The 12,258-nt window shown below is 49.6% G+C and carries 12 protein-coding genes; 2 read left to right on the top strand and 10 right to left on the bottom strand.

Annotated features, from left to right (window positions below; translation table 11 throughout):
* Positions 1–583: 583 nt before the first annotated feature.
* Complete coding sequence (locus tag PLA01S_RS24890) at positions 584–1,354, bottom strand: hypothetical protein (RefSeq protein ID WP_127594486.1); 771 nt, start codon at positions 1,352–1,354, stop codon at positions 584–586.
* A 136-nt stretch (positions 1,355–1,490) separates the two neighbouring features.
* Here PLA01S_RS24890 and PLA01S_RS24885 point away from each other — a divergent pair, with 136 nt between their 5' ends.
* Positions 1,491–2,471 (top strand): aldo/keto reductase, encoded by a 981-nt coding sequence (locus tag PLA01S_RS24885; RefSeq protein WP_127594485.1) that lies wholly within the window; start codon positions 1,491–1,493, stop codon positions 2,469–2,471.
* A 195-nt stretch (positions 2,472–2,666) separates the two neighbouring features.
* Here the strand turns inward: PLA01S_RS24885 and PLA01S_RS24880 are convergent, their stop codons facing one another.
* From PLA01S_RS24880 to ilvB, 4 genes are all read right to left on the bottom strand, one after another.
* Complete coding sequence (locus tag PLA01S_RS24880; protein WP_127594484.1) at positions 2,667–4,205, bottom strand: 2-isopropylmalate synthase; 1,539 nt, start codon at positions 4,203–4,205, stop codon at positions 2,667–2,669.
* Between the two features lie 168 nt (positions 4,206–4,373).
* Positions 4,374–5,366 (bottom strand): ketol-acid reductoisomerase, encoded by a 993-nt coding sequence (gene ilvC / locus PLA01S_RS24875; protein ID WP_009589347.1) that lies wholly within the window; start codon positions 5,364–5,366, stop codon positions 4,374–4,376.
* A gap of 167 nt (positions 5,367–5,533) precedes the next feature.
* Positions 5,534–6,019 carry an acetolactate synthase small subunit gene (gene ilvN, locus PLA01S_RS24870; RefSeq protein ID WP_071222673.1) on the bottom strand — a complete coding sequence of 162 codons (486 nt, stop codon included), beginning with the start codon at positions 6,017–6,019 and terminating at the stop codon, positions 5,534–5,536.
* Between the two features lies 1 nt (position 6,020).
* On the bottom strand, positions 6,021–7,763 hold the full coding sequence (gene ilvB, locus PLA01S_RS24865; protein ID WP_100538974.1) for a biosynthetic-type acetolactate synthase large subunit: 1,743 nt from the start codon (positions 7,761–7,763) through the stop codon (positions 6,021–6,023).
* 598 nt (positions 7,764–8,361) lie between these two features.
* Here ilvB and PLA01S_RS24860 point away from each other — a divergent pair.
* Positions 8,362–8,811 carry a GNAT family N-acetyltransferase gene (locus PLA01S_RS24860; protein WP_127594483.1) on the top strand — a complete coding sequence of 150 codons (450 nt, stop codon included), beginning with the start codon at positions 8,362–8,364 and terminating at the stop codon, positions 8,809–8,811.
* On the opposite strand, the gene PLA01S_RS24855 is transcribed toward PLA01S_RS24860, so the two are convergent.
* The 5 genes from PLA01S_RS24855 to PLA01S_RS24835 form a co-directional block, all read right to left on the bottom strand.
* On the bottom strand, positions 8,812–9,165 hold the full coding sequence (locus PLA01S_RS24855; protein ID WP_127594482.1) for a hypothetical protein: 354 nt from the start codon (positions 9,163–9,165) through the stop codon (positions 8,812–8,814).
* A gap of 204 nt (positions 9,166–9,369) precedes the next feature.
* Entirely contained in the window at positions 9,370–9,729 is a 360-nt protein-coding gene (gene rplT, locus PLA01S_RS24850) for a 50S ribosomal protein L20 (RefSeq protein WP_006212255.1), read from the bottom strand.
* 30 nt (positions 9,730–9,759) lie between these two features.
* Entirely contained in the window at positions 9,760–9,960 is a 201-nt protein-coding gene (rpmI, locus tag PLA01S_RS24845) for a 50S ribosomal protein L35 (protein WP_007127239.1), read from the bottom strand.
* A 26-nt stretch (positions 9,961–9,986) separates the two neighbouring features.
* On the bottom strand, positions 9,987–10,481 hold the full coding sequence (gene infC, locus PLA01S_RS24840; protein ID WP_071222668.1) for a translation initiation factor IF-3: 495 nt from the start codon (positions 10,479–10,481) through the stop codon (positions 9,987–9,989).
* Between the two features lie 280 nt (positions 10,482–10,761).
* Entirely contained in the window at positions 10,762–12,000 is a 1,239-nt protein-coding gene (locus tag PLA01S_RS24835; RefSeq protein ID WP_127594481.1) for a glycosyltransferase family 2 protein, read from the bottom strand.
* Positions 12,001–12,258: the final 258 nt, after the last annotated feature.

Below are 12,258 nucleotides of genomic sequence, written 5' to 3'. Positions count from 1 at the left end.
GTAACATACTTCCCCCTCGATTGACCAAGATATAGAAACTATGAACTTAATTCGTTTTGCCTATAAGTAGGGGGAATGTGATCAGGGAGATGGCAGCGTCGAAGAGTCGTGCAGAAGCTTCGAAGAGTTAATGTGGGAGGCTCCGAGTACGTATCGTTCCTCCAATCGCTGTTGTCGCCGAATTTCTGAATTGTATTTCAGGGGTTGAAATTCGGCTCCAAAGGCGACCGCTTCGCTTTTCCGGAATCGATTCGTCCTCTCCGCTGCTTCGAAGCCGAACGGATTAGCAGGCTCAACGGAGAAGAGCGAATCTCCCTGACCACAAGGGTGGTGGGAGTTTGAAGAGCCGCCCTATGCATAAGCATGGGACGGCTCTTCAAGGTAACATCTTGTTGGGAGCTCGGTTACTCCTGGTCTTGCTTATTGTTCTTGTAATTGCTCTTGCTACTTGATTCTGCTGCTTGATTCTGCTCCTTGCTCCTAGCTCCTCCTGTTTGCGCGTTCCTGCAATGTTCCAACTTCCACCTATCTCACCGCTTCTGCTCTTTCATCCGACGAACTCCTGGATGGAGGAGCAGGGAAATTACAAATTGGCTTTTTTGGACAACTCGTCAAGGTCCGGTACCTGAATCGGATGCGTCTTCTGGAAATCGTTAAACAGCTTTTCCTGAAGCTCGTAATAACTGTCCATCCCCTTCATGCTCTCATCGGACAGGATGCTTTCGATTAATTTGCTTTTGTACAGCGAGGTTTCGTAGCCCTGATATACCTCATCACTGCTCCAAAACTCTTCCTCCGTCTTATCCGAAATACGAATGCGGTTCTCCATGATGTAAAGAATTAACCGGTGGTTTTCGTCATTCGGATCAGCTTCATTCAGCGCTGCTTTCTGAAAATCGATGGCCTCTCTGACTTCTTCGGGGGATACAACTGTGCCTGACTGTTTGGCGTAATTCGCCGTTAACTGCGTGATGACCATTTCTTGCAGCAATACGGCATCGGAAGGAATCTCTTGCACTTGGTTTAGGGCATATATCAAATCTCTGTTTTTCCTGGCTAGAACAAATTCGCTCAGCGATATCTTCACATCTTCTTTATCTACAACCCAAGTTGGGCTGGGATGATTTTGGAGTTTGTCTTGAAGCACTTTCATCGAATCAAAGGCTTCCCTAATGATTTGTTTGTTAATTTCCGTTAGCGAAATGGATTGAAAACTGGTCAGATCAGACATGGATTCCTTGAAATCAGTATCGACAGTAGTCTTTGGCTCTGTTTGGTTGCAGGCGGTGATTATCAACGCCGAGGTTAGCACAACAAGCAATGAAAGTTTCCTGAAAGGAACTAGTCGATTCATCCTACCCCTCCTCGTAAAATCAGTCACTATCCATATTAACGTTTCCGAACGCCGTTAGTTACATTTTTCTGCCAATACGCTACAATAGGGGTGAATTTGTCTTATACCTTAAACGACCAAGGAGTGATCATCGATTATGAAGTACACTGCTCTAGGTAAATCCGGTATGAAAGTAAGTCGCCTGTGTCTGGGGACGATGAATTTCGGTCCTGCCACGGATGAGAAAGAAGCCTTCCGCATTATGGATGCTGCGCTTGACGCCGGCGTCAATTTCTTCGATACGGCGAACGTCTACGGCTGGGGCGAGAACTCCGGACTGACCGAAACCATTATCGGACGTTGGTTTAATCAAGGCGGAGGCCGCCGTGAAAAAGTCGTTTTGGCAACCAAATTCTACGGCTCCATGAGTGATCCTCTGGATGGCCCCAACAATGAAGCCGGACTATCAAGCTATAAACTTCGTCGTCATCTCGAAGCATCGCTCAAGCGTCTGCAAACGGATCATATCGAGCTGTACCAAATGCATCACGTGGATCCTTCCGTTTCATGGGACGAGCTGTGGGGAGCTTTTGAGGTTGCGGTTCATCAAGGAAAAATCGGATATGTCGGGTCCAGCAACTTTGCGGGCTGGCAGATTGCGGTTGCGCAAGCCGCGGCCCAAAGCCGTCACTTCCTGGGCCTCGTTTCCGAGCAGCATAAATACAGCCTGACCTGCCGATTGCCGGAACTCGAAGTGCTTCCCGCTTCGCAGCAGCTCGGACTCGGCGTTATTCCATGGAGCCCGCTGGACGGGGGACTGCTGGGACGCAATGCGCTTAAAAAAATCGAGGGCTCGCGCAGCGGAGGCAACGCGGAGCGCGTGGAGAAACACCGCTCGCAGTTGGAACAGTTCGCCGCACTCTGCCAAGAGCTCGGCGAACCGCAGGATAACGTCGCCCTTGCCTGGGTGCTTAAGAACCCGGCCGTTACGGGACCGATTATCGGACCGCGCACGCTGGAGCAATTCGAAAGCTCCCTGGGCTCGCTTGAGATCGAACTTGATGAATCCGTGATGAAACGTCTGGATGAAATATTCCCGGGTCCGGGCGGCGCCGCTCCACAGGCCTATGCCTGGTAAGATTCGACTTTTCGCTTCCACACCCATGATGGTTAAAGGCTTGGTGTAAGTGTCTTGATACCAGCATTACACGACTGGCCAAGCATAAATAAAACAAATAAAAGAGGAGCCGCTTCAATAGCTGCCCCTCTTTTTCATGGTATGCTCCTTCAGCGCTCACGCTGCAAGCAGAGCTCCCATCACACCAAGTATGGATTACAGTGTAGCGCGCTCGCGCCGGCTAAACGTTTTGCGTTTCTCGATCAGGACATTAACCGCATCCACGTAAGCTCTTGCGCTCGCTTCCAGGATGTCGGTGCTCAAGCCGCGGCCTTGCGCCGCCACGTCGTTCTGCGACAGCACCACATGCACTTCGCCTTGAGCATCCTTGCCGTGCGTAACCGATTTGATCGAATAATCCGCAAGCGTAACTTCTTCGCCGGTCACCTTGTCGATCGCGTTATAGATCGCGTCCACGGAACCGTTGCCCTCAGCCTCTTCCTCAATCGTCTGATCCACGGTCGCAATGCGAACCCGCGCCGTCGGCGTTGATTCATTGCCGTAAGCAACAAAGATCGTTTCCAGCTTGAACACTTCCGGCGTATCGATCAGTTTCTCTTCCAGCAAAGCCAGCAGATCCTCATCGGATACTTCCTTCTTCTTGTCAGCCAGCACCTTGAATTTGGCGAATGCGTCATTCACCTGTTCTTCGCTCAGCTCGTAACCCAGATCCAGCAGCTTCTCACGGAAAGCATGACGGCCGGAGTGCTTGCCTAACACCAGCTTGCTTTCTTTGAGCCCGATGGACTCCGGCGTCATAATTTCGTAGGTCGTCTTCTCTTTCAGCATGCCGTCCTGATGAATGCCGGATTCATGAGCGAATGCGTTCGCGCCGACAATCGCTTTGTTACCAGGCACAACCATACCGGTCAGCTTGCTCACAAGGCGGCTCGTGCGGGCGATTTCGGTCAAGACCAGCCCCGTCTTCGCTCCGAAGAATTCGGAACGCGTCTCCAGCGCCATCGCAATTTCCTCGATTGCGGTATTGCCTGCACGCTCACCGATTCCGTTGATCGTGCCTTCGATCTGATCGGCCCCGTTCAGAATGGCAGCAAGGGTATTTGCCGTCGCCATGCCCAGATCGTTATGGCAGTGCGCACTCAGCTGCACCTTCTCGATATCCGGAACATTTTCCTTCAAGTATTTGAAGATGGCCCCGTATTCCGAAGGGTTCAAGTAACCCACGGTATCCGGAATGTTCACGACATTGGCGCCTTCGCGCACAGCCATGCCGACGACCTCTGCCATGAAATCAAGCTCTGTCCGGCCGGCATCCTCCAGGGAAAACTCCACTTTGGAAAAGTATTTCTTTGCATAACGGATCGAGGCCTGCGCCGTTTCCAGCACCTGCTGCTTCTCCATCCGCAGCTTGAACTTGCGGTGAATCGGGGAAGTCGCCAGGAACACGTGTATGCATGGATCCTGTGCTCCCTGAAGCGCTTCGCGAACCGCATCGATGTCACTCTCTCTGGAACGAGACAATCCAATGACCGTGACGTCTTTAACCGCACGTGCCACTGCGTTCACAGCAGCAAGGTCACCGGGTGACGCCGCTGGAAACCCTGCTTCCATGCGGTCGATTTTCAACTTTTCGAGTTGAAGGGCGATTTCCACCTTTTCCCGAGTGTTCAAATTCACGCCAGGAGACTGCTCTCCATCTCTCAGCGTTGTATCAAAGACATAAATCTTTCGCATGTCGGCACCTCCTTGAAGTTTATCGCTTGACGTAAACATCCGGCGGCAGGTTGACTTAATCCCCTGCCGCCGGCTGCTTTAATCTAACGGGTCCCATGCAGCAGCACCATCCATCTCATGCTTGACTGCTCCATACCCGGAAGAATTCCTTATGAATTCTATATATTCTTATTTCTTGATCCAATGCATCATTTCGCGAAGCTCCGCACCAACCACTTCAATCGGATGCTCGGACTCGTTGCGGCGGGTAGCTGTCAGGAAAGCACGTCCCGATTGATTCTCAAGGATAAAGTCGCGAGCGAATTTACCTTGTTGAATATCGGAGAGGACTTCTTTCATTGCCTTCTTCGTATCTTCGGTTACCACGCGCGGGCCTGTTACATAGTCGCCGTACTCCGCCGTGTTGCTGATGGAGTCGCGCATGCTTGCAAGACCACCTTCATAGATCATGTCCACGATCAATTTCAGCTCATGCAGGCACTCGAAGTATGCCATTTCCGGCGCGTATCCAGCTTCAGTCAATGTTTCAAAACCGGCTTTGACCAATGCGGATACACCGCCGCACAATACCGCTTGCTCACCGAACAAGTCGGTTTCGGTTTCTTCGCGGAAGGAAGTTTCGATAACGCCTGCACGAGTACAACCGATACCTTTAGCATAAGCAAGACCGATCGCCTTAGCTTGTCCAGTTGCATCTTTCTCGATTGCAATCAATCCAGGTACGCCAAAGCCTTCAACATACGTACGGCGAACCATGTGACCTGGGGATTTAGGCGCCACCAGAAGAACGTCGTTGTCTTTAGGAGCTACGATCTGACCAAAATGAACGTTGAAACCGTGGGAGAACATCAGTGCCGCGCCTTTTTTCAGGTTTGGCTCGATATCGTTCTTGTACACCGCTGCTTGTGTTTCGTCCGGCATCAGGATCTGCACCACATCTGCACGGCTAACGGCTTCAGCTACAGGAAGCACTTCGAAACCATCGTTTTTCGCTTTGTCGAACGACTTGCCTTCACGAAGACCAATGACAACCTGAAGTCCGCTGTCACGCAGGTTTTGCGCTTGAGCATGACCTTGGCTTCCATAACCGATAACCGCGATTGTTTTGTCTTTCAACACGCTGAGTTCTGCATCTTGTTCATAATAAGTAGTAATTGCCATTTGTATAAGTCCTCCTTTGATTTTAAAGACCCTTCATGATGAGCGGGTATCTCAATAGACCGAATCCATTCTCGATCTGCTGAGACACCCGCTCATGACATGCAGGTGTCTAACGCTGATATTAGCTATAATTTGTTATCCCGGTTCAAGACAATCGTATAAAATAATTACGCATTACCGCGAATCATCGCGGTAACCCCGGTACGGGAAAGCTCCTGGATGCCATACGGCTTAAGCAGTTCGATCATAGCATCGATTTTGACGGTATCGCCAACAACCTGAACCATCAGGTTGGCTGTGCCGATATCCACGACGGATGCACGGAAAGTCTCGACAACTCCCATAATTTCCGGTCTGGCCGAAGGCTCGGCTTTTACTTTGATCAGGGCGAGCTCTCTGGCTACCATCGGTTTCGAGCTCAGGTTGATAACTTTAATTACATCGATCAGCTTGTAGAGCTGCTTCTCCACCTGTTCCAGCGTCGTTTCATCACCCGTGGTTACGATAACCATCCGGGACAAGCCGGATTCCTCCGACTGCCCCACGGTAATGCTCTCGATGTTAAAGCCCCTGCGTCCGAATAACCCGGATACGCGCTGCAGGACACCCGGCTGGTCGTTCACTAGTACGGCAATGGTATGTTTTGTACTCATCTTACGCATCCCCCATCAGCATTTGATCGATTGTCGACCCTTGCGTCACCATCGGATACACGTTCTCGCCTTTCTCTACAACGAATTCAACGAGGACGGGTCCCGGTGTTTCCATCGCTTCGGCCCAAGCACGCTGTGCTTCTTCTTTCGTGGTGGCACGAAGTCCTTTGACACCGTAGGCTTCAGCCAGCTTGACGAAATCAGGGCTGCCTGCCAGATCGATGTGGCTGTAACGGTTATCGTAAATCAGCTCCTGCCATTGACGAACCATGCCAAGCACCTGGTTGTTGATGACAACGATTTTTACCGGAATGTTGTTGATGGCACAGATGGCAAGTTCTTGCGAACACATCTGCATGCCGCCGTCCCCGTTGATCGAAATGACCAGGCGATCCGGATGCGCCATCTGGGCACCAATCGCGGACGGGAATCCGAAGCCCATCGTTCCAAGACCGCCGGAGGTGATCCAGGAACGCGGCTGGTTGAACTTGTAATACTGAGCGGACCACATTTGGTGCTGGCCAACGTCAGTCGTTACAATCGCTTCACCCTTTGTGGTGTCGTTCAGCATTTCGATAACCCATTGCGGCTTCAGCACCGTATCCGAATCGACGTAACGGAATGGGTATTCGGCTTTCCATTTTCTGATCTGGTCTCTCCAGGCATCTGCTTTCGCAGCGTATGGAACGAGCGGATTCAGCATCTCAAGCACGGTCTTCACATCGCCGACAATCGGGATATCGGTTGGCACGTTCTTGCCGATCTCTGCCGGGTCGATGTCGATATGAACGATCTTCGCATGTGGCGCGAATCCGTCCAGCTTGCCTGTAACCCTGTCATCGAATCTTGCCCCGATGTTGATTAGCAGGTCCGACTGCTGAATACCATGGTTCGAGGTGTAGGTTCCGTGCATGCCCGGCATTCCTGTCCACAAGTCATGACCGCTCGGGAAGGCACCCAGACCCAGAAGCGTTGTCGTGATCGGAATCCCGGATTTATTCACGAATTCGTACAGACCTTCATGAGCTCCGGAGTAAATCACGCCGCCGCCGGCAAGAATCATAGGACGCTCGGCTTCCTCAATCGCACGGGCCAATTTATCCAACTGAAGTTTGTTTGGTACCGTCCGAGGATTATATCCTCTCAGTTGAATTCGTTCTTCCGGCTGGAACAGCGTGGTTGCCGCGGATACATCCTTCGGAATATCAATCAGTACCGGACCTTTGCGGCCGGTAGAAGCGATATGGAAGGCTTCGTGAATCACCCTTGGCAGATCCTTTACATCTCTTACCAGATAACTGTGTTTCGTAATCGGCATCGTGATGCCCGTAATGTCCGCTTCCTGGAAAGCGTCCGTACCGATCAGGGTTGTTGCAACGTTACCGGTTATCACAACGAGCGGAACGGAATCCATATAAGCTGTTGCGATACCGGTCACAAGGTTCGTTGCCCCCGGTCCTGAAGTCGCTATGCACACACCGACTTTGCCGCTTGCGCGAGCGTAACCGTCAGCTGCATGAATGGCGCCTTGTTCGTGACGGGTCAAGACGTGATTGAAATCCTCAAAACCATACATGGCATCGTAGATGTACAGGACCGCTCCGCCCGGATACCCAAAGACGCATTCGACACCTTCGAGCAGAAGACTCCGAAGCAAGATTTCCGATCCGGTAATCACTTCAGGCTTCAACCATTTCTCTCGTAATTGTTCTGTAGACCGCACTTCTGGAGTTTGCGCGCTCATCAGTCATCCTCCTCTCAAATATTGGCACTCTTCCTTCAAGCAACAAAAAAACCTTCCGTCGCCACACCCGGAGTATCTCCGTGTGAGGGACGAAAGGTTTAGCTTCCGTGGTACCACCCATGTTTGCCCTACACTTCGCAGTGTAAAGCCTCAGCAGGTATGAAGAACACAATGAACACAACTCTTCAATATCTGCAGTCCGTAACGTGGACTAAGACGATTCCCCCTAATAAACGCTGTTACGACTTAATGCGATAAAGTCATAGCGTAGCATCTTTCAGGGAAACAGCTCCGAGGTGAGCTCGTATAAAAGGGGTTTTGGTGGTGGTTTCAGCTGATCCATCCACTCTCTGAACAAAAGAGCCCTTTAAACTTCGTCCTCATCATTGCCGATTGGATATATTCGTTAAAATGTTTAGAAACATTATATGATTCATTCATTCCAGAAGTCAACACATTTATTTTACTTCCGATGAAAGATTTTCATTCACAATTGGAGCAATCCCTTCTCCTTCTTGATGCAAAACACGCTCTTAAACCCTGCTACATATGATAAATGGAGCTATCCTTAATAGCGGTGAAGGGAGGAAACAACACGATGATCCGCTATCGAACACCGGAGCTGGATGATCCGATGATTCTACAACTCATTGAGTCCCAACTCGTCCCGCTTTCCCATATGACCCAAAAAGAGCTGGACATCATACGCAAGGATATTCCCTCTCGATTACGACGCGGCGTGACCCTTGTTGCTTCGCCTCAGGATAACGATAAAATCATTGCCTTTATCCATTTTATGATGCACGGCGAACTTCTGTATATCGATATGCTGGCCGTTGCATCCACCGCACAGCGAAGACGGTGGGGTGTCCGATTGATGGAACATGCCGAACGTTTCGCTGTATCCCGCGGATGCAAACGCGCCAAGGTTATGGTGGATATTGGCAACCACACCGGACTTAACTTTTACCGAAAGCTTGGCTATACGGTGACAAGAATGATCGAACTCAGCCGATGTTATGAGTTGGAGAAGATTTGGTTCCTCTAATTACCAGAAGAAGCCTGGTCCGAAACCAGGTCCAAAGCCCGGCCCGAAGCCGCCATACCCCGGTCCGAAGCCGCCGTATCCTCCTGGATAGCCTCCCGGATATCCACCGAATCCGCCACCATAGCCTCCACCGAACGCATAGGGTGCCGTCCCAATGGCAAGAAGGTCAAACAATGCGAGCGGAAGAATCGCCTTGGTCTTCACCTTTTTCCCCTTGGTTGCCGGTTCTACAAAAAGGCGGTTGCCGGAAACGCGTACCAGCTTGCCTGTCACCATCGTCCCGTCCTTCTTATACGCTACGATCTGTTTGCCCACATATGATTTCACTTTTGCCTTGCTGACAGGCTTGTGCATAAGATCCCTCCTCAGGTAATATACATTTCAATCTATTCCGGAAGGAGTTCCCTTGCTTGTTTCATGGCCCTTACGATGGCTAAAGATAGGTAAAAAACTCCTCATGCCCTTCATTCAGCGCTTACGATTCCTATGTATGACGGACAGGAGCGCAAAATAAAAAAACCGCCGTAATATTACGGCGGTTTCTTCATACACGTATAATTAAGCGTTCACTTTTTCTTTAGCTACAGTAGCCAAAGAATTGAACGCGTTCAGATCATTAACAGCCAGATCAGCCAGCATTTTACGGTTAATGTCCACGCCAGCAAGCTTCAGACCATGCATCAATTTGCTGTAAGACAGACCGTTTTGACGAGCAGCCGCGTTGATACGAACGATCCACAATTTACGGAAATTACGTTTCGTATTGCGACGATCCCGGTATGCATAAACGAGGGATTTCATTACCTGCTCGTTCGCTGTTTTAAAAATGCGGTGTTTGGAACCGAAATAACCTTTCGCAAGCTTCAATACTTTTTTATGTCGACGACGAACGACAAATCCGCCTTTAACTCGTGCCATATCAAAAGACCTCCCAATAATTGTTGTTTACTATTTCAAGTTAGCCAGACCCTGCTTCAAACGTTTAACATCTCCAGGCGCCATAACTGGGCTATTGGACAATACGCGCTTCGCGCGCTTGGATTTGTGGGAAAGCAAGTGGTTTTTGTAAGCTTTATAACGTTTAACTTTACCAGTACCAGTAATCTTGAAGCGGCCTTTCAGGCTGCTATGTGTTTTCATTTTAGGCATTGTAGTACTTCCTCCTCTAATTTCTCTTAGGCTTTTGGAGCCAAAATCATAATCATGCTTCGGCCTTCCAATTTCGGTTGACGTTCAATGACGCAGAGATCCGCCACTTCCACCTTCACGCGCTCCAAAATCTTTTGACCAATGTTAGCATGGGTGATTTCACGACCACGGAAACGCACGGAGCATTTCACTTTGTCGCCGTCTTTCAAAAACTTAACGACATTGCGAAGCTTGGTTTGATAATCATGCTCCTCAATGTTGGCTCGGAACCATACTTCTTTGATATCCACAATTTTCTGGTTCTTACGTGCTTCCTTCTCTTTCTTCTGCTGCTCATAGCGGAATTTACCGTAGTCCATGATGCGGCATACCGGCGGTTTCGCCTGAGGGGCCACGTTCACCAGATCCAGATTGAGATCAATTGCCATTTGCAGTGCTTCACGAATCGGCTTGATCCCGATTTGTTCACCTTCGGCACCAACCAAACGTACTTCCTTGGCCCGAATCTCGTCATTGATCATATGTTCTTTACTGATAGTCCTCCACCTCCAAATTACTTGTTGTTCCTGTTTGCAAAAAAAATAAAGGGATGACGGGTTAATCACCGACATCCCTATTTGATACTCATCTCACAAATGAAGTTAAATCCATTCATTGATTTCGTGATCAAACCAGCCAACACATGTCGGTCAGGTGAGAAGCGGCGCTTCTGCTTGCAATCAGATATTCTGTTTAACAGACTAGGATAGTATAACAGGTCATCCTATCTTCTGTCAACACAGAGGGAATAAAAAAATGGGATTAGCCTTGTTTGCTTTGAACTTCTTCAAGGCGCACAACCCGGGTATGCTCCGTATGGCTCCACTGCTTGTTGTTCTGCGTGAAGAACGCATACACCGTGATGGGATACCACGACAGCAGGTAAATCGGGAACAGCACCAGATACATGTACACCTTCTTGTACTTCACCTTCTCCAGAATCATCGCGATCATGAACGTGAACACATTCGCCGCGATCGCTGTAAAGCTCAGCCATAGCGGTAAATAACCGTACAGGTTCGCGATATTCGGACCATTGAAGAATGAGCTGTCCACCCAGATGATGGCCGTCAACAAGAAAGTCAGCAGTACGATGTAAACGTTGACTCCGTACAAGGCCAAGTCCAGCTTCACAAGGCTGCGTTCTTTAATGGCACGCCACAGCAGCGGGAAGAAATAACGACGGGCAACCGTAAAGTGACCCTGCATCCAGCGCAGGCGTTGTCTGGCGGAAGCCTTAAACGTAAGCGGCTTTTCGTCAAATACCTTCGCGTCATAGTTGAACTTCGGATACACGCCGCGCATAACGCTGCGCATCGTGAACTCCAAGTCCTCAACCAGACTGGTTGCGCCCCAGCCGATCTCCTTCAAGAGATTGGTCTCAAAGCACATTCCCGTACCGCCAAGGAAGTTCGCCATGTTCAGATTGCTGCGGGAAAGCTGCCACAAGCGGTTTATATACCAGTAAGACACCCCGTAAGAGGCAGTGATCCAGGAATCCTCAGGGTTCTTGGTATCGATATATCCCTGGATAACTCTCGCTCCAGAGCAAAGATCATTGTTCATTTCAATCAAGAAATTCGGATCCGCCAGATTATCCGCGTCAAACATGACGACCGCGTCATACTGGCGCGGCATCGCCCAGAGCTCTTTCAGCATCCATTCGATGGCATAACCTTTGCCTCGAAGATTCTGATTCGTACGCACGCATGCGTTCATCCCGTGGGCACGGACGATCTCTGCTGTACGGTCTGTACAGTTGTCACAGATGACAAATACGTCGTACAGATGTTTTGGATAATTAAGCTGTTTCAGGTTCTCCATTAATGCACCGACAACCTGTTCTTCGTTATGAGCAGCAACTAACACTGCAAATGATTTATTGGGTTCGAACTGTTGTTTCTTTTTTCTTTTGACCAGACCAAACAAAGAGAATACGAACTGGTACACACCCACCGCGGCCAAGAATAGTTGGAGCGCGATAAAGATGGCGTCTGTCATGATTCTCCGTTACCCCCTTTTTATAACCCGAGAATGTTTGTTATTTTTTTCTCTCTAAGTTTTTCGCTTTTTTTGTTGTTGCTATGACCCTGTGACTTGTGTCTGTCCTTCTAGTAGCCTCGGTGCCGCGGGGCAACTTTGCACGTCATACACGATTTTCCACACTTTTGAATCTTTTGTCAAAACCGTGGAATGCTCTAATTTACGGAAAAACTTCGTAAAAGAGCTCAGCTTGCAATCCCGTTTGCCAGCAAGCTT

Origin of the sequence: Paenibacillus lautus NBRC 15380 (genome assembly GCF_004000945.1) — a bacterium.
Classification (GTDB): domain Bacteria; phylum Bacillota; class Bacilli; order Paenibacillales; family Paenibacillaceae; genus Paenibacillus_AQ; species Paenibacillus_AQ lautus.
Note: the sequence above shows the minus strand (reverse complement) of the source record. Positions and strands in the feature narration are given on the sequence as shown.

Bases quoted from the DNA above. Each gene is read 5' to 3' on its own strand.
- rplT (WP_006212255.1), bottom strand. From the start codon at position 9,729: ATGGCACGAGTTAAAGGCGGATTTGTCGTTCGTCGTCGACATAAAAAA.
- PLA01S_RS24880 (WP_127594484.1), bottom strand. From the start codon at position 4,205: ATGCGAAAGATTTATGTCTTTGATACAACGCTGAGAGATGGAGAGCAG.
- rpmI (WP_007127239.1), bottom strand. From the start codon at position 9,960: ATGCCTAAAATGAAAACACATAGCAGCCTGAAAGGCCGCTTCAAGATT.
- PLA01S_RS24835 (WP_127594481.1), bottom strand. From the start codon at position 12,000: ATGACAGACGCCATCTTTATCGCGCTCCAACTATTCTTGGCCGCGGTG.
- PLA01S_RS24890 (WP_127594486.1), bottom strand. From the start codon at position 1,354: ATGAATCGACTAGTTCCTTTCAGGAAACTTTCATTGCTTGTTGTGCTA.
- PLA01S_RS24885 (WP_127594485.1), top strand. From the start codon at position 1,491: ATGAAGTACACTGCTCTAGGTAAATCCGGTATGAAAGTAAGTCGCCTG.
- PLA01S_RS24860 (WP_127594483.1), top strand. From the start codon at position 8,362: ATGATCCGCTATCGAACACCGGAGCTGGATGATCCGATGATTCTACAA.
- PLA01S_RS24855 (WP_127594482.1), bottom strand. From the start codon at position 9,165: ATGCACAAGCCTGTCAGCAAGGCAAAAGTGAAATCATATGTGGGCAAA.
- infC (WP_071222668.1), bottom strand. From the start codon at position 10,481: ATGATCAATGACGAGATTCGGGCCAAGGAAGTACGTTTGGTTGGTGCC.
- ilvN (WP_071222673.1), bottom strand. From the start codon at position 6,019: ATGAGTACAAAACATACCATTGCCGTACTAGTGAACGACCAGCCGGGT.
- ilvC (WP_009589347.1), bottom strand. From the start codon at position 5,366: ATGGCAATTACTACTTATTATGAACAAGATGCAGAACTCAGCGTGTTG.
- ilvB (WP_100538974.1), bottom strand. From the start codon at position 7,763: ATGAGCGCGCAAACTCCAGAAGTGCGGTCTACAGAACAATTACGAGAG.